Below are 17,208 nucleotides of genomic sequence, written 5' to 3'. Positions count from 1 at the left end.
GGTGGCTGGGTCAGACGGCCGACCAGCCGTTGTCGACGGGGAGCACGGCGCCGCTGATGTTGCTCGCCGCGTCCGAGGCGAGGAACACGATGGCCGCGGCGATTTCCTCCGCCGCCGCTACGCGGCCCACGTTCGTTTGGTAGCGGCCTACGATCGAGGCGCCGTCGCCGTCGAAGGTGACGGTGTCGGTGATGTGGGTCCGGGTGCCGCCGGGGGCGATGGCGTTGACGCGGATGCCGCGGTCCCGGTACATGATCGCGGTCGACTTCGTCAGGCCGATGATGCCGTGCTTGGAGACGGTGTACGCGGTGCCGGCGGCGCTGCCGCGCAGAGCCGCCTCCGAGGCCGTGTTGACGATGGCGCCGTTCCCGCGGGCCAGCATGTGGGGCAGGGCGGCGCGGGTGAGCAGGAACGGGGCGGTCAGGTTGATGCGGATGATCCGCTCCCATTCCGTGTCGCTCACGTCGGCGGTGGCGGTCATGGTGTCCATGATTCCGGCGTTGTTGACGAGCACGCCGAGGTTGCCGAAGGACTCGACGGCGGTGGTGATCACTTCGTCGACCGTGCCCTGGTCGCTGAGGTCGCCGACGACCGTGCGGGCGGTGCCGCCGTTCGTCTCGATCTCCTTGGCGACGGCCTCGGCGCCGACGGGATTGATGTCCGCGACAAGGACTCTGGCCCCCAGGTTCGCGAACCGCAGCGCGGTGGCGCGTCCGATGCCGGATCCGGCGCCGGTGACGACGACGCCCCGCCCTTCGAAGTCGGTGGTGTCAGTCATGCTGCCGCTCCTTCCAGGAGGGATGTCGCCTGGCTCCAGGGGGTGCTGGCGGCGATGGCCTGCTGCCAGGGGCGGGTGGTCTTGGGCGGCATGCCGACTGCCAGGACGCCGGTGAGACGGTCGCCGGTGCGGTAGACGGCAGTGAACTTGCGTTCTTCCAGGCTGCCTTCGGCGATCAGCATCTCATCGTGGCTGCGCAGGTGACCGTAGGCGCGGATCTTCAGGTCGTACTGGTCGGACCAGAAGTAGGGGACGGGCGCGAACGACCGCTGGGCGCCCAGGAGGTTGCGGGCGGCGGCCATGCCCTGCTCGGCGGCGTTCGTACGGTGCTCGATACGCATCGACGTGCCGAAGAGCGGGTTGTGCCAGCGGGCCACGTCGCCCGCGCCGTACACCCCGGGTGCGGCGGCGCAGAACTCGTCGCAGACCAGCCCGTCTTCGAGGGTGAGGCCGCTGCCGGTCAGCCATTCGGTGTTGGGCCGGGAGCCGACGGCCACCAACACCGTGTCGGCCTCGACCACGCTGCCGTCGTCGAGGCGGACGCCGCCGGGGACGACCTCGCTGACCCCGGTCCCGGTGCGCAGGTCCACGCCGTGGTCGAGGTGGGCCTGGGAGAGCATGCGGCCGACGTCCTCGCCGACCGCGTGGGCCAGCGGGACGGGCGCGGGTTCCAGGAGGGTCACGTGGGTGCCCAGGCCGGCCGCCACCGACGCGGCCTCGGCGCCGAGGAATCCGGCGCCGACCACGGCCAGTGTGCGGCCGGGGCCGAGGCGGTCCTTCAGGGCGACGGCGTCGTCCAGGGTGCGCAGGACGTGGGCCGGTGCGCCGGGCAGGCGCCGGGGGCGCACTCCGGTGGCCACGATCAGTCCGTCGTACGGCACCTCCGTACCGTCGGCGAGCAGCACGGTGCCCTCGGCGACACTCGCGCCGATGGCCTCGCGGCCGTAACGGGTGTCCAGGTCAAGGGCGTCGAGGTCGGCCGGAGTCCGCAGTGGCAGTCGGTCGGGGGGCCAGGCGCCGGAGAGGATCTCCTTCGACAGGGGCGGGCGGTCATAGGGAGCGGCGGGTTCGTCGCCGATGAGGGTGAGGGGGCCGGTGTGGCCCTCCCGGCGGAGGGTTTCGGCGGCGGCGAGGCCGGCCGCGGAGGCGCCGACGATGACCACGCGGCCGGCCGGGGTCGCGCTCACGACTCCTCCAGGCGGATGGCGGCCGCCGGGCAGACGGTGGCGGATTCGCGGACGGCGTCGTGGAGTTCGGCCGGCGGGTTGTCGTCGAGGAGGACGACCATGCCGTCCTCGTCGCGCTGGTCGAAGACGTCGGGGGCGAGCAGTACGCACTGGCCCGACGCGACGCACTTGGGGACGTCGACTTCTACATGCATGACGTTTCTTCCCTGCTCTCGGTGGGGGGATCGGGTGGTTGCGGTCACCAGGTGACGGGCAGTTCGCGGACGCCGTAGACGGCGGTGGCCTGCTTGAAGGCGATCTCCTCCATCGGTACGGCGATCTTCAGGTCGGGAAGCCGGCGGAAGACTTCGGGCAGGACGATCTGAAGTTCGGCGCGGGCCAGCGGCTGGCCCAGGCACTGGTGGATGCCGTAGCCGAAGGCCAGGTGCCGGCGGACGTTGGCACGCTCCAGGTCCAGGTCGTCGGGGTTCGTGAAGAACTCCGGGTCGCGGTTGGCGACGTGGACGGGAATGATCACGCCCTCGCCCGCGTGGATGGTCACGCCGCCGATGGTGACGTCGTCGATGGCGGTACGGCGCAGTCCGCCGTGCACGATGGACAGGTAGCGCAGGAGTTCCTCCACCGCGCTCGCGACCTGGTCCGGTCCGCCGAGGATGTGCGGGATCTGGTCGGGGTGGTTGAGGAGGGTGATGGTGCTCAGCGCGATCATGTTCGCCGTCGTCTCATGCCCGGCGAACAGCAGGAAGGCGCTCAGGTCGGCGGCGTCCTGGTCGGTGATGACGCCCTCGTCCACCTGTGCGGCGAGCCGGGTGACCACGTCGTCGCCGGGGGTGGCGCGCTTGGTCTGCACGAGGCGCAGCAGATACTCGCCGAGGTTGGCGAACGCCCGGGCGGACTCCTCTCCCGTGGCGTTCAGGTCTACGAGGGTCTTCGACTGCTCCTGGAAGAACGGGTGTTCCTCGTAGGGGACGCCGAGCAGTTCGCAGATGACCAGGGAGGGCAGCGGCAGCGCGAAGTGCTCCACGAAGTCGGCGGGGCCGCTCAGCTCACTCAGGTCGGTGAGGAGTTCGTCGGTCAGGCGGGCGATGGCCGGGCGCAGCGCGTCGACGCGCTTGACCATGAACTCGCGGGTCAGGGTGCGCCGCATCGCCGCGTGGATGGGGTCGTCGTAGTTCTGGAAGAAGCCGCGCGGGGCCGGCTGCTCATCTTCCTTGAAGTTGGGTGCGCCAGGGTGCGTCGGGTCGGTGCTGAACGCCGGGCTGCCCAGTACCGCCCGGGCGTCCTCCCAGCGGGTCACCAGCCACGGAGTGAGGCGCCCCTCCCACAGGGAGACACGCGTGACGGGCTGTTCCTCGCGCAGCCGCTCATACAGCGGAGGGGGGTCCAGGGGAGCGTCCTGCGGGCGGGTGAGCGTGAACGCGGGGACGGTCGGCAATGAGGTCATGGCTGTGCCTTTCCAACATTGGCTAACGCTGTTAGTCGAAGCATTGTTAGACTAACAGTGTTAATCGAGGAATCGTCAAGCCCCCACGTCGGACGTGACGAAGCGCCGACCGTTGAAGGCGGGGCGCACGAGGGTCGGTAGGCTGCTGCGGGCAGCGAGGAGGAGGCCATGAAGTCGCAGGTCAAGCGGGTGCCCAATGTGCGGGGCGAGGGCGAGCGGCTGCGGCAGGAGATCCTCGACGCGGCGACCCGCATCCTGGAGGAGACGGGCCGCGAGGACGCGCTCTCCCTGCGCGGAGTCGCCCGCGAGGTCGGCATCTCCGCGCCCAGCGTCTACCGGCACTTCAAGGACAAGGCCGACCTGGTCTCCACCGTCCTCGACGCCACCTACCGCGCACTGGCCGTCGCGATGAGGGAGGCCGGCGAGTCGGCCGCCGCCGCAGGCGCGGACCCGTGGGCGCGCGCGCGGGCCACCGTCACGGCCTACCGCAGGTTCGCCATCGACAAGCCCCGCCGCTACCGACTGATGTTCAGCCTGGAATACGAGCCCCAGCACCATCCCTCCGCCGACCACCCCATCGGCACCGTGCTCCAGGCGTGGACCGATACGGCCGACGCCTACCTCACCGAAGCAGCCCCCGACCGTCGGGCGGAGGCGCAGGACTTGGGCATCCACCTGTGGACCGCCCTGCACGGCCAGCTCGTCCTGTGGCGTAGCCTGCCGAGCCCCGTCGCCGGCAGCGAAGACGTCCTGATCGAGCTGGAGGAGTCCCTGCTGCGACGCCTGCTCCCGGCACCGGAGGCTCCGAGCCCTACTGAGTGACAGGCCAGGAACACTCCCTGCTCCCGGAAGACACGCGGGAGCGCCCGATCACTCGTTGAGCGCGGCCAGTTCGGCGGCGTCTGGGCGCAGAAGGCGACCCGCAAGGCCGCGGGCATCGTCGGCGCCAGGGTGCTGGAGGACGCCAAGCCGTCCATCGCCGGTTCCGTGGTCCGTTTCGCTGAGACGCACCCCTCCGACGATGCCGAGGTCGCCACGCAGCTGGTCGAGGTCATCGGTCTGATCCACGGCGAGGCCGCGTCCGGCGCCGCCTGATCGATGTACGCATGATGGAGGGCCGAACCCTAGAAACCGCCCATGGGCTCCGGCCCTTCTTCCGGTTCCCGGCCTCAGCCCGGCTCGCTCTTTCCCGTGACTGAGCTGCGTGCGAGAACGTGCTGCTGTTCGAACCTGTCCCGGTCCGCCGAACAGGGCCGCTACAGGTGCACCGGCTGCGGGCACGGCTGAGACCGGTACTCGGCGGGATATTGGAAGCAACAGCTCGCAATAGGCGAGAGAACAGGCGGCAAGCACCGAGTCGTTGACCGGACTACGGAGGGACACGCCTTCAGGTCAGCTTCGATGCCGCGATGGCCAAGCTCAGCAGCCTCCAGCGGGCCCCTGCTGATGGCTGACCTCAGCTGGTCGAACTCGGCATGCCGGTCTTCACCGACTCCGTACCGCTATCTACCCCGGAAACGAGAGCACCCGAGTAACGGCCTGTCTCCCCTCGGCGGCACAACCGCTGGCCTGGAGGCGGCACGAGGGGCTGATGGCGTTCTCAGAAATCACGTACCCGCGTGCCCTCTCCATGGCCAGAGCTGCTCGTTCCGGCTCCCCATCGCACCGTGGGAATGCTGGCCGCTGTGCGGTGCGGTCTTAGCGGACTCCCTTCCATGAGGGCCATCAGTCGGGCACAGGGCGGTCCTCGGTCTCCAGCTTGTCGGTGCGCTTCTCGTCCAGGGTGAGCGAGAAGAGCCGGTACTTCATCTGGTTGTCGACGGGTCCACCTCCACGTCGACCGACCCGTGATCCGCCGCCCCACACCCAAGAGCTGACCGCCCACCAGCACGACCAGGCCCCCGGGGGGGGCCTTTTCGCGTTTCTGGAGCACTCCGGCCTGACCGGCTTCACCCCTGGTCAATGGCCTACATGAGGGAGCGGCAGCGCCGTGACGGACGGCAACCCCGCGAAGTTTCCTGCATCTCGCGAGAGACGTCGTGGGCTCCTAGAGGTGCGGCACCGCACCGGATCCACGCGGTCGGGCTGCACTGCCGGGCCACCCGGCAGCAGGACCTCACGAAAGGGACCACGTACGTGAACACCAACCCCGGCGGAGGCGCCGGCCCGCGCTTGTCCGTGCTGCTCCTGGTGACGGTCGCCGCCGTCGCAGCCGCGCAGAGCGAGGCATGGGCGAGTGCGGTTGGAACTGCCGTCGCCCTGTACTCCGTCCTGACCATCGGCAGCCAGGACCGGAGGAATTGACCATGGCACGCACGTAGCCGTCCACCGCCCACCTTGCCCTGGTCCGGGCCCTCAAGGAGCACGGGCTCAAGGCCACCCCGACGCAAGTGGAGCGCTGGCAACAAAACAGCTGGCTTCCCAAGCCCTCGGCCTGGTTCGAGCCCGACTCCCCCACCATCCAGCCCCACATCCTGCGTCGGGCCCTGCACTTGGCGATCACCGCGCGGCAGGGCCGCGGCATGGGGTGGATCGGGTGGCACTTGTGGGCCGCCGACGCCACCCCTGACGGCGCCCAGCGGCTGCGGACGGACCTGGTCGCGAGTCTGAAGCGGCCGCTGGCGCGGGCGGGCGTCGACAAGATCCCCACTGGGAACTCCGACCGGGCGTTCAAGGCCAGACGGGCCGCAGCCACGAGGATGCTGAGGAATCGCCGCTTGCCGCGGCGGGACCTGGACGAGACTCTGCGCGCCCACGCTGCCGAAGCCGGGCTCGAACTGCCCCGCTCGCCGGGCGCCCTTCCGAACGTCTTCCACCGGGCCCTGATGGACCCCGGCGCCCGGCTGCTGCTCGGCGGCGCCGCCGACCTCGGGAGCGAGGAGCTGCTGGAAGCGCTGGAACAGGCCATGCCGAACCACACCGAGATGATCGAGCGAATGCGTGAGGAGCACCGACAAGCCGAGCTCGCTGGGACCGACCTGCTGGCACAGTCCCCGTGGGCTCAGGGCCTTCCCGGCATGGTGCGCACCGTCGAGACGGCCGACGACCGGAACCTATGCCACGCCGTGCACACCTGCACGTTGGCGACCGGCGCCCTTCACGACCTGCTGCGGCGCTCCTCGGCCGAGCCGCAGATCCTCGCCCTGCTGACGGGAGATGTGATGTGGCGGCAGTGGGCCGTTTCCGGTGGCATCACACCAGAGGGGGCACCCGGCTTGGCCGCCGTCGCCCTCATCAACACAGTCCAGTACCTGACCGAGCCTGACTGGGCCGCGGAATTGGGTCGCTACATGTCCCTCATGCACGCCTTGGATGTCGCCTACCCCGCGCACCCGGGCACCCTCGGAGGCGGGATGGAGGTCTGAGTGCGGGGGGCGAGCCGGCCTTCCGGCGGGGTCGGCGACCTCGCCCCACACTCCAGAGCTGACCACCGACACAGCACGACCAGGCCCCCGGTGCCGCCCCTCATCAAGGGCGGCACCGGGGGCCCTACTCTTTGCCCGAGCACTTCGCGAACGGGGGCGTGATGTCGAAGTCGAGCACCTCCACGTCCACCTCCCCCGAGTGCTGAAGAGCACCCGCAGGATGACGCTTCCTCTGAGCTGCCTCAAATCGTGTGACGTGGGCGGAGATCCACCTTGCGGGAGTCCCGAGGTCCGGCTTCCGGCCGCGGCGACTCGCCCGTTCCGGTTACCCGGGCCGGGTCCGCGTTCTACTCTGCTGCGGTGGAAACGGGGCTGCAAGAGGGGAACAACGCCACCGACGGCACACGCGTCGTACTGGCAGCCGGCGTGTCGTTGGATCCGGTGCGACATGAAGGCCCGCCGCCCTTGGACGGCGGACTCGATCCGCTCGACGAGGCGCCAGAGCACTCGGCGGCCGTGGCCGAGGCCCTCGCGGCGTTCGGCTACCGCGCCTGGCCGTCCCGCGGGGACGGCGAACCCCCCGAACTGCCAGAGCGGCTGCGCGCGGCCGTGAAGTCGGGGGCGGACATCCTCGTGGTGCACATCGCAGCCCATGGTCTCCTCGCCCGCGCGGGAAGCGGCGGCCTGTACGTCGTCGGGCCGGACGGCGAAGCCGTGGATGAGGCGGTGGACCAGTGGATCTCGCTGATCGAGGACCATCCGCGCGCGGACCGCCCTCTGACCCTCTTCCTCCTCGACCTCTGCTACTCCGGCACGTCCGCCGTGCTGCCGTGGCACCAGCGGCTGGAGACAGGCGAGCGCCGCGCCTGGGTGATCGCGGCCAGCGGCCCCGACGAGCCGGCATTCGACTTCCGGCTCAGCCGCGCCATCGCCATGGTGCTGCGCAGGTACCAGGAGGCGACCCTGCGCGTGGACCCGTCCCAGCGGTTCATCCCGCTGCCGGCGGTGGCCCGGGAGATCAGCCGCGTCGTCGCCGAGATGAACCTGACCGACGGCATGGACCAGCGGGTGACCACCAGTCGGGTACCGTTCGCGGACCAGTTGGACCACCTGCCGTTCTTCCCCAACCCGCTGTACGGCGGCCGCGGCCCCCGCGAGCAGATGGCGGGTCTGGACGAAGGGACCTTCCCCCTCCTCGACGAGGGCCTGGACGTCCGTCACTTCCTGCTGCGTGCCGCAGGCTCCGAGGCGCTGAGCCAGGTGCCGGGCCGCGGATACTTCCACGGACGCGAGGTGGAGCTGGCGGACCTGTCCGCCTGGTGCAACGGCGGGGGCGGTCCACTCCGCGTGGTGACGGGCAAGCCCGGAGTGGGCAAGTCCGCACTGCTCGGCGTCCTGGTGTGCGCGGCTCACCCGGGCCTGCGCGCCCGCGCACCCGGCCTGTGGTGGCGGTTGCGGCACACGCCCGCGGCCAACGACCGGCTTGCCGTGGTGCACGCCAGGCGGCGCAGTCTGACCGAGATCGCCGAGTCGCTGGCCCGCCAGATGGGAGGTGACGTCTCCCGGTCCGCCAAGGGCTGGGGCGTGGAGCAGTTGCTCGCGCTGGCGCAGGACGGCGCCGCACGCCCCTTCACCCTGGTCGTCGACGCGCTGGACGAGGCGGAGCGGCCGTCGGACGTCGTCTTCGCCCTGCTGATGCCGCTGCTCAACGCGCGTACCCTGGACGGCTGGCCTGTGGTGCGGCTGCTGGTCGGTGCCCGTCGCGAACCGGGCTTCGCACCGCTGCTGGAAGCCGCCCGGAAGGCAGGGGGACTGATCGACCTCGATGTCGCCGACTCCGATGGCGTGCGCGCCTCGCTCCGCCACTACATCGGAGACCTGCTGGCCGTCGACACGCCGTACGCGGTGGTGGACGGAGCCGCCGTCGGCGCGGCGTTCGCCGAGAGCCTCGCAGACGAGTTGATGCCAGCCCGGCAGCCGGACGGGCGACAGCCTCTGGGGTGGGGAGAGTTCCTCGTCGCGGGCATGTACGTCCGCCACATGCTCGACAGCCCAGTGGTCACCGACACCAACGACGCCCGTCGGGTGGCCCGTGAAGTGCCCCGTGACCTGCCCGGGTTGCTGGACCTGGAACTGCGTCGGCCCGGCAGCCATCCGTGGCTCGGTCCGGTACTGACGGCGCTGGCCTGGGCGGAGGGCATGGGCATGCCGGAGCGGATCGTCGCACACGTCGCGGGCGTATTTGGGACGGGCGTCGGCCCGGCGCCACTGGAGGACGTGCGCGAGGCGCTCGACGCGGGACGCTTCTTCCTCCGGCAGGCCGTCGAGACCGATGGCAACACCCTGTACCGGCTGTTCCACGAGGGCCTCGCCGAGCATCTGCGCGCCCGCCCCCGGCAGGGCGGACCACAGCAGGCGCAGGCGGCGGCGACCAGCACCCACGCAGCGGCCGTGGTGCTGCGGAGTCTGTTGGACTCGGTGCCAGCCAGCCCCGACGGCGGACGTGTGTGGGAGGCGGCCGACCCCTACGCGTTACGGCACGCCGCCGGCCACGCACTGGCATCCGACTCAGTCGACTCGCTCCTGAACGACATGGAGTTCCTGGCGCACGGGGATCCGGCGTCCGTCGACGCCGTCCTGAGCAGTGCCCGCAGCGACTGGGCGCGCCTGGTCGCGGCGGTCTACCGGGCCTCTTACGAGGTGCACCGCCCGCTCACGGCGTATCAGCGGCGGCAGATCCTTGCCGTGGACGCGGCACGCCACGCAGAGCCGGCGATGGGCGAGCGGTTGGCCCGCCCGTCCGGTTGGGCCCCGGTGTGGGCGACAGGGCGAGGCGTCGCCCTGGCACTGCTGAACACCCTGCACGACGCGTCTGGCCGGTTGACCGGGGTGGCCTCGGCTTCCGTGAACGGCCGGCCGGCCGCCGTCACGGCGAGCTGGGACGAGACCGCGAAGGTGTGGGATCTGACGACGGGCCTCGCGGTCTCCACACTCATCGGCCACACCGACCGGCTGTCGGCGACCGCCGTCGCCGACGTCGCCGGACGCCCCCTCGCCGTCACGGCGAGCTGGGACGAGACCGCGAAGGTGTGGGATCTGACGACGGGCCTCGCGGTCTCCACACTCATCGGCCACACCGACCGGCTGTCGGCGACCGCCGTCGCCGACGTCGCCGGACGCCCCCTCGCCGTCACGGCGAGCGCCGACGGCACGGTCCGCGTCTGGGACGCCATGGGTGGCGAGCAGATCACCGTCATCGCCCACGACCGCACGCGGGTGACGGACGTCGCGATCACGGAACTGGACAGCCGGGCGATCCTGGTGACCGCGGACAACCGCGGCACGGCCCGCGTGTGGGACGCCGAGACCGGCGACCGACTCGGCGCCCTGCGGGGCCACAACGGCGCGCTGAGTAGCGTCGCGGTCGACCGGCTGCGCGGCGATCCGGTCATCCTGACCACAGGGTGGGACCGGACCGCGCGTATCTGGGACCTGCGCAGTGGCAGCGAGGTCGCCGTGCTGCGCGGGCACCGCAACATGGTCACCGGCGCAGCCCTCACCGACTTCGACGGCCGGGCCATCGCAGTGACTAGTTCCTGGGACACCACGGCGCGGGTCTGGGACGTGGCGACGGGCAAGGCGTTCGCGACGCTCCGCGGGCACAGCGGCGCACTGACCGGCGTCGCCGTCCAGCGGGTGGGGCGCCGGCTGACGGCGGTCACCGTCGGCGGCGACTCGGACCGCACGGTGCGGATCTGGGACCTGGGCACCCGGTCCCCGGTCCGCGCCGCCACCGGCCACACCGACACGGTCACGAGCGTCGCCCTGGCCCGGGAGGACCAGCCACCGGTCGTGGTCACGGCCGGCGAGGACCATACCGCCTGCGTCTGGGACGCGCGGACGAACCGTCAGGTGGCCCAGATGAGGGGGCACACCGCCGCGGTGACGGCAGTCGCGCTCGTCCGGTCGGGAGACCGACTCTTGGCGGTGACGGGCAGCGCCGACCGGACCGCCCGTATCTGGGACACCGCGAGCGGTGCCGCCGTGGCCGTTCTCCCGGACCGCGGCTCGGCGGTGACAGGAGTAGCGACCGGCACGCTGGACGGACATCCGATCATCGCCGTGACAACCGGCAGTCCGCATTCCGTCGCCGTGGTCTGGGACGTGTCGGACCTGGAGGCGGCGGAGAAACTCTGCGAGTACACCGGACACCGCGCCGCGATCACCGCGGTCGTCCTGACCCGCATCGGCACCCACGCGGTCGCGGTGACCAGCGACGAAGCCGGAACCTCCCACGTGTGGTACGTCGCCTCGGGCAGGCTCATTCAGGTGCTGCACGGGCGCGGAGGCGCGGTGTCCGCGGCCGCGGGCGCCCGGCTAGGGGGCCGGGACCTGGTGGTGACGGCGTGCAGGGACCACACCGCCTACGTGTGGGACCTGTCCTCAGGGCACTGCGTGCGGACGCTCGGCGGACACACAGCGCCGCTGACCGATGTCACGACCGTCACGCTCGAGGGCCTTCTCCTCGCGATCACCGCCGCAGAGGACCGGACCGTACGGGTCCACGACCTCGCCTCCGGCCGACCCCTCACCACGATCTCGCTGCCTGCCATGTGCGCTTCGGTCACGGCAGCTCCGGACGGCACGGTGGTGCTCGCGATAGGGCAGGACGTCATTGTCATCACCCTGGAAAACTGGAGGAGCGTATGAGCCGTCCCCCTTCGCTGCGGGTGGTGGGGGTGCACGGGGTCGGCTATCTGGACCGGCGCCGAGCCCGGCAGGCCGTGGCCGATCAGCATGCCGCGGAGTGGGCGGAGTATCTCGCCGCCGGTGTCGGAGTCGGCGCCGACGCGTTCGACGTGGCGTTCGCCTACTACGCGCCGTTCCTGCGTCGCCCCCGTACGGTCCAGAGCGACGACGACCGGTTCGACGACCCGCTGGCCGAGCAGTTGCTCAGGGAGTGGCTGGACGCCATGGGCGCGCCGGCACCGGTTGTCCAGGGAGGGCTCACGATGCCCTTGCGGCAGACCGCCGCGTGGGTGGCCCGCAAGCACAGTCTGGACGGCCGGCTCACCCGGTTGTTCATAGGCGTGTTCTTCCGGGAAGTGGCCCGATATCTGCGCTCGGCAGAGGCGCCGTGGCGCGCCGAGGCCCGCGAGGAGGTCGCCACCCACGTCGCGCGCCACCGCCCTGACGTGGTCGTCGCCCATTCGCTCGGCACCCTCGTCGCCTACGAGGCGCTGCACGCGCATCCGGAACTGCAGGTCCCGCTGCTGCTGACGCTCGGCTCCCCGCTCGCGCTGCCCAAAGCGGTCTTCGAACGGCTCCTTCCACCGCCGGTCAGCGCCCGCGGCAGCCGTCCGGCCGGCGTCCACCGCTGGGTCAACATCGCCGATCCGGGGGACCCGGTCGCCATCCCGCCGCGGCTGGCCCGCTCTTTCGACGGCGTCGACCTGGACCTGACCACGACCGTGCACGGGGGTTTCGGCTTCCACCACGCGAAGAATTACCTGCGATGCGCACCCACCGCCGCGACACTGGGCCCCCTGGTGGGCCGCTAGTCCTGCTTTGTTGTCCGCGGACAACAAACCGGCTGTGCAGGTGAATTGTGCTGGTCTACCTCTCCTGCCTCGTGGGTGGAGCGACAGGCTGTCGTCGAGCGGTGCCGACGTGGAGCGATCCCAGGGTTTCTATGCGCTGGGGGAACTGCCCATGCCCTGCGAGGCCTTGCGCACTGTTGCATAAATTTCCTCGCCCGTTCCGGTGTCGTCTCTCGTAGAGAGACGACACCGGACGTCGTCTCTCAGGGGGAACCGCCTACCCCGCTCAGCCGGAGGACGACCATGAACGATGAGCTGCTCCCGCCTCAATCAGAGAGGAGTCCTCTCCCAGCCGGAACCGCACCGGACTGGGCGCAGGCCAACGCGGCCGCGTCGAGTGAGGACTTGAGGGCGCAGTCGGAGAAGGTCGACAAGCTTGGTATGGAGCTGTACGACCTGTACCCGGACCTGTGTGCCTGGGGGAAGCGCAAGCACTTGAGCCACCATGACGCCGAAGAAGCCGCCATGGAGGCAATCCGCCGGGTGCTGACCGCCGTGGACAACGGGGCGGCGCCGATCTTCCTGAGGCTGTATGCCTTCAAGGCGCTCTTCACGGTCATTGGCGAGTACAAGAGCCCGAAGAAGAAGGGGAACCACACCCCCTTGGACGTGGTTCCGGAGCCGGTAGCGGCGACACCGGTTGCCGTCGACTTGCCGGACGACAGCGAGGCGCACCCCTTCCTGTCAAAAGTACTGACCGAGCGTCAGAAGAGCGTCTTCGTGATGCGTATCGCCAAGGAGATGACCTACAGGGAGATCGCCGAGGAACTCGGCATCTCCCCCAGCACGGTCGGGGTGCATCTCTTCAAGGCCCGGTTGCGTGTGGCGATCTACAAGGGCCAGCGCCCCGAGGACCTGCTGGGTTAGGCCTCGTCTCGGGTTCACGGCCGACGGGCCGCCGCCCTGTCCCTCCTCACCTGCCACAAGCAGCGGGAGGGACCACCCCCTGCGGGCCGGCCCCCTCAATCCGTGATCGGTGAGTCGATGCCTAACGGCAGCGATCAACAAGAAGGAGAGCACTCTTGTCCATCTACAGGACCGTCCAGGCGCTCATCGCCTGGAGTGGCATGTTCTTCTGGGCGCCCTCTGCCCAGGAGCGGAAGGCGTTCGAGCTCAGCCAAGACGAATGGGCCCGACGCTACTCACTGCTGGTGGCTGAATCCGGCGCTGCCGCCGCAAGTCCGGACACACCCGCCGACGGCCCCAGGCACTACGGAGCGCGGTGGCCGCACCGACCGGGCCTTCGCACTCTCACGTGGATGGCCGGAGGCCCGTTCTGCGTCGGCGTGCTGACCGTCTTCATCGCATCCCACCCGGTCGCCTTGGCGATCTTCCTGGTGGTCATCTTCACGGTGGCGGTCTGCTGGCTGATGCGACGGCGCACTCGCCGGATCCAGGCAGAGCACGTGAAAGAGACCGGCGACGACCCCAGCGGCAACCCCCCGCACGTGCACGGAAACACCTTCGCCCTGACGTTCGTGGCGGTCGCGGCAACGGGCGTCTTCGCCCTGGACGCCCTCCGCGCGATGGCCTGGCAGGGATGACATGACTGTGCCCGCTGCGCAGAGCGAGCAGGCCAGCTGCAGCGGGCACGGAAACCCCTAAGAAAGAAGCCTCCATGACCCAGAGTCCCACCTCTCAGCCCGTCGTACACGCCGGTGAAGGAGATGCCCGGTGAATATCGCCTGGTTGTCCTCCATCCCGGGCGCCGCCCTCGGGGCCGCGGTGACCTACCGTGTCGCCCGCATCCAGTGGGGAGAGCGTCGGCAGGATGCCGCCGAGAGGCGGGAGATGGAAGAAGCGCGTACCCGGCGTGAGGCCTGGAAGAACGACTACGACAGCGTGCACGCGATGCTCATCGACGCCGCGAATCTCGCCTACCAGGTCAGCCACCGAGGCCCGCTCACCCATCGCGACTTCGCAGATCTCGAAACCGCGCTGCTGCACACGAACCTCGAGCAGGCATCTCAGCGCACACCTGACGAACTGGAGGCACCGCTCCTGGAGGTCGCCAAGCACGTGGCCAACCTGCTGCCGCAGGCGGTCGCCAGCGACGCGGAAACCCTGGACACCTACGAACTGGTCCGCCAAGGAGAGGCTGCCGAGGTCCCTGCGGAACGGACCATCCGATCCGAGCACATCCGTGCCGTCGCACAGGCCCGTGCCGCAGAGGACCTCGAGGCGGCCGTCAGGGCAGCGCGCCGCGCACTGACCAAAGCCTGGGGAGGATGATCACCCGCAGCCGGCGTTCTGCCGCCCCACGAGGTGGCAGTTCCTCAGGCGGGAGCCACACCACCTGCGCTGACACGGCTCCCACCTTGCGGGACGCAGCGTCGCCACGCTGCCCGTGAACGGTGATCCCTCATCTGAATAAGGCGAAGCGGTCCCACCCCGGACACCAGGGTGGGACCGCTTTCATGGCTTCTTCGCCCGTCAGGCAGCTACTCCGCAGCGGAGACCCGATGCAGCAGCAGCTCGGCCAGCTCCGCGAGCTGTTCCAGCGTGAGGTAGCGGGTTACGTCCGCGGCGATCTGCTCCGGGTCCCGAAGCACGATCGTCGGCGACTCCTGCACCCTCGGCGAAGGAAGCGTGCGGGGCTTGCTGACAGCCGGGCTGCTCTGAGGGGTTTTGTTGTCCGCGGACAACAAAACCGCCGTTTGCTTCGCGACGGCAGGGGAGTCCCCGGCTGGCGACTCGAGAGCCGAGGAACTGCCCCCACCGGGGTTGTTGTCCGCGGACAACAAATCGCCGGAGGCCGGCTCCCGTACGGGGGGCACCGACTTCGGCGAAACTCCCCCGTCCTGGTCGTCGGGAACGTTGTCCGCGGACAACAAGTCCTTCTCGTCGCCGCCGCGAAGCGCCTGAAGCTGAGCACTCTGCTCAGCCTTGGAGCGGGCTAGAGCCGCCTTCGCCAACTTGAGGTAGTCGAGCAAGCCGGCCGCATCGAGTTCCGGATTTTCCTTGGCATGGCGGGCGAGGAACCGGCCGTCACGCTCCGGCATGCTGCCCGCACTGAGCATCGCCTGGACCTCATCAGGCAGGTCCAGGAGGACCAGCTGATTGGACACCCATGACCGGTCCTTGCGCAGACGCTCAGCCGCCCGGGACCGAGCGCCGCGCTCGGACTGCTCAGCGCACACGGCCACGAGCTGCTCGACACCGCGCGCGCGTTCGATGACGTCGAAGTCCTCGCGCTCCAGGTTCTCCTGCAGCAGATGGTTTATGAACTCCTCACGGGAGGAGGCCAGGTCATCCCGGACAACGAAATCCAGTGCATCGAGGCCGACATGGACAGCGCTGTGATACCGGCGCTCCCCGTTGACCAAGACGTGGGCGACATCGCCGATCCGTTCAGCGTGGTCCGGCCACAGCGCCAGGTAGGCGTTACGGGAGACCGCCACACAAGCGGCAAGCTGCGCTTGGCGAAGTTCCTCGCCGAAGCGGGTCTTGTCCTCGTCCGTGCCGAAGTTGCGGCGCGGGTTGAGGGGAGTGGGGGAGACCTCGTCCAGATGCAGACGAACCAGTTCATAGGCAGGGACATCTCCCTGCGTGACGGCCTTCGCCCGTCCCCGGGCGCTGCGCCCCCGCGGGGCGTGGCTGAACGAGGAACCGGTTCCGAGCTTGTCGGCGACGCTCATGCGCTGATCCTCCGTGCGACGGTCCGCATCACTTCCGACTGTTCGCCGTAGGGCGCGTGGACGAGTAGCGGCTGCTTCACACGGACGGCTTCGCGCTGGTCCTTCAGCTCCGGAACGATCGCCAGGACCGGTGGCTCACCGATCTTCTGCCACTCGTCCAGAGAGGATGTCGCCACGTAGCCCTTGCGGCTGTCGTGCATGTTGACGACGAACCCCAGCATGGCGATGTCGATGTCCAGGTCCTCGACCAGATCCTCAATCTGGTCGACGAGCATGTCGTAGGCGTCTGCGGAGGAGTCTTCCGCCAGCACCGGGATGACGATGCCGGATGTGTTCTCCGTCTCCCCGTCTCGGGTACGGCAGTAGTACAGGGCGGTGTCCATGCTGTAGCCGAGGCTGGGCGGGCAGTCGACCAGGATGTAGTCGAAGTCCTGTTCCAGCGACTCCAGCGCCTTCTCCAGTGCGGTCTCCTTGATGCGGACGGTCCGGCTGGTGGCGAGTTTGGCGTCCAGGAGGAAGGCGTCCTTGCATGCGGGCAGAAGCCAGAGGTGGTCCTCGAAGTCGCCGCCCTTTATGGCCACGAGCAGATCGTTCAGCTTGCCCTTGGTGTCACCGAGCATGTGCTTGGCCAGACTTGGGGCTTCGATGTCGAACAGCGGGTGGCCCAGCTGCTTGGTCATGTGGCCCTGCGGGTCGAAGTCGATCAGTAGCGTGCGGTGCCCGGACTCTGCGAGGGCCTGGGCAACACCGGCGGAGACCGACGTCTTGCCGACTCCGCCTTTCTGGTTGCCGAAGATGATCCGGCGGGCTCCCGTGACACGTGGTGACTTGGGTCGGGGAGAGGGGTTGCCGTCGAGCCACAAGCGGATCGACTGGGCGATGCCCTGGTTGTAGGAGACGTTCCGGGCCTTGCAGTCCTTCTTGAGGTTGCCGTACAGCCCAGCGGGGAGATAGGTCGCGAAGGAGGTGCCGCCGCTCGTGTCAACCAGGGGGCGATCCTTCGCCTTTCGCCAGGCTTCGACGCCGTCTGTGACGGCATCCTGGATGTCCTTGCCTAGTTCAGCGGCTCGGACCTTCAGCTCCTTGCGCAGCTCAGCCGGCAGCTTGGCAACTACCTTTTCCCGATCGATGGGGTTGTATGGCGCAGTCATGGCGCTACCTTACTCACTTCTGAGGTGTCAGAGGCACCGCAATAC

At 69.6% G+C, this 17,208-nt stretch carries 14 protein-coding genes and 1 pseudogene; 9 read left to right on the top strand and 6 right to left on the bottom strand.

Annotated elements, in window-relative coordinates:
* Positions 1-10: 10 nt before the first annotated feature.
* From OG819_RS58300 to OG819_RS58285, 4 genes are read right to left on the bottom strand one after another with little or no spacing between them, the layout of a single operon-like run.
* Positions 11-778, bottom strand: coding sequence for an SDR family oxidoreductase (locus tag OG819_RS58300; protein WP_266658371.1), 768 nt, complete (start codon positions 776-778; stop codon positions 11-13).
* Positions 775-1,965, bottom strand: coding sequence for an FAD-dependent oxidoreductase (locus tag OG819_RS58295; protein ID WP_266658369.1), 1,191 nt, complete (start codon positions 1,963-1,965; stop codon positions 775-777). Before OG819_RS58295 ends, OG819_RS58300 begins: the two co-directional genes overlap by 4 nt.
* Entirely contained in the window at positions 1,962-2,159 is a 198-nt protein-coding gene (locus OG819_RS58290; protein ID WP_266658367.1) for a ferredoxin, read from the bottom strand. The genes OG819_RS58295 and OG819_RS58290 overlap by 4 nt, the downstream gene beginning before the upstream one ends.
* Positions 2,160-2,203: 44 nt before the next feature.
* Positions 2,204-3,409 (bottom strand): cytochrome P450, encoded by a 1,206-nt coding sequence (locus tag OG819_RS58285; RefSeq protein WP_266658365.1) that lies wholly within the window; start codon positions 3,407-3,409, stop codon positions 2,204-2,206.
* A gap of 168 nt (positions 3,410-3,577) precedes the next feature.
* On the opposite strand from OG819_RS58285, the gene OG819_RS58280 reads away from it, so the two are divergent.
* The 9 genes and pseudogenes from OG819_RS58280 to OG819_RS58240 all read left to right on the top strand — a co-directional run bounded on the left by OG819_RS58280 (position 3,578) and on the right by OG819_RS58240 (position 14,606).
* A complete protein-coding gene (locus OG819_RS58280) occupies positions 3,578-4,231 on the top strand; it encodes a TetR/AcrR family transcriptional regulator (protein ID WP_266658363.1) in 654 nt (217 codons plus the stop codon).
* A 63-nt stretch (positions 4,232-4,294) separates the two neighbouring features.
* Positions 4,295-4,504, top strand: a pseudogene (locus OG819_RS58275) (FMN reductase); the annotation flags it as partial.
* Between the two features lie 1,041 nt (positions 4,505-5,545).
* A complete protein-coding gene (locus OG819_RS58270) occupies positions 5,546-5,713 on the top strand; it encodes a hypothetical protein (RefSeq protein ID WP_266658361.1) in 168 nt (55 codons plus the stop codon).
* Between the two features lie 86 nt (positions 5,714-5,799).
* Positions 5,800-6,774, top strand: coding sequence for a hypothetical protein (locus OG819_RS58265; RefSeq protein ID WP_266658359.1), 975 nt, complete (start codon positions 5,800-5,802; stop codon positions 6,772-6,774).
* A gap of 360 nt (positions 6,775-7,134) precedes the next feature.
* Positions 7,135-11,484, top strand: a complete 4,350-nt coding sequence (locus OG819_RS58260; protein WP_266658357.1) for a hypothetical protein — start codon at positions 7,135-7,137, stop codon at positions 11,482-11,484.
* Positions 11,481-12,335, top strand: coding sequence for a serine peptidase (locus OG819_RS58255; protein ID WP_266658356.1), 855 nt, complete (start codon positions 11,481-11,483; stop codon positions 12,333-12,335). The genes OG819_RS58260 and OG819_RS58255 overlap by 4 nt, the downstream gene beginning before the upstream one ends.
* Before the next feature lie 282 nt (positions 12,336-12,617).
* Positions 12,618-13,241 (top strand): sigma-70 family RNA polymerase sigma factor, encoded by a 624-nt coding sequence (locus tag OG819_RS58250; protein WP_266658354.1) that lies wholly within the window; start codon positions 12,618-12,620, stop codon positions 13,239-13,241.
* A 155-nt stretch (positions 13,242-13,396) separates the two neighbouring features.
* The gene (locus OG819_RS58245) at positions 13,397-13,918 is read left to right on the top strand and encodes a hypothetical protein (protein WP_266658352.1); all 522 of its coding nucleotides are present in this window, start codon (positions 13,397-13,399) and stop codon (positions 13,916-13,918) included.
* Between the two features lie 130 nt (positions 13,919-14,048).
* Positions 14,049-14,606, top strand: coding sequence for a hypothetical protein (locus OG819_RS58240; protein ID WP_266658350.1), 558 nt, complete (start codon positions 14,049-14,051; stop codon positions 14,604-14,606).
* Positions 14,607-14,815: 209 nt separating this feature from the next.
* Here OG819_RS58240 and OG819_RS58235 read toward each other — a convergent pair whose 3' ends face one another.
* Together OG819_RS58235 and OG819_RS58230 are read right to left on the bottom strand one after the other, a co-directional pair.
* Complete coding sequence (locus OG819_RS58235) at positions 14,816-16,012, bottom strand: plasmid partitioning protein (RefSeq protein ID WP_266658348.1); 1,197 nt, start codon at positions 16,010-16,012, stop codon at positions 14,816-14,818.
* Positions 16,009-17,163 (bottom strand): ParA family protein, encoded by a 1,155-nt coding sequence (locus OG819_RS58230; protein WP_266658346.1) that lies wholly within the window; start codon positions 17,161-17,163, stop codon positions 16,009-16,011. The genes OG819_RS58235 and OG819_RS58230 overlap by 4 nt, the downstream gene beginning before the upstream one ends.
* Positions 17,164-17,208: the final 45 nt, after the last annotated feature.

Source organism: Streptomyces sp. NBC_01549 (assembly GCF_026339955.1).
Lineage (GTDB): Bacteria > Actinomycetota > Actinomycetes > Streptomycetales > Streptomycetaceae > Streptomyces.
The sequence above is the reverse complement of the archived record's forward strand: the minus strand, read 5'-3'. Positions and strand labels throughout refer to the sequence as shown.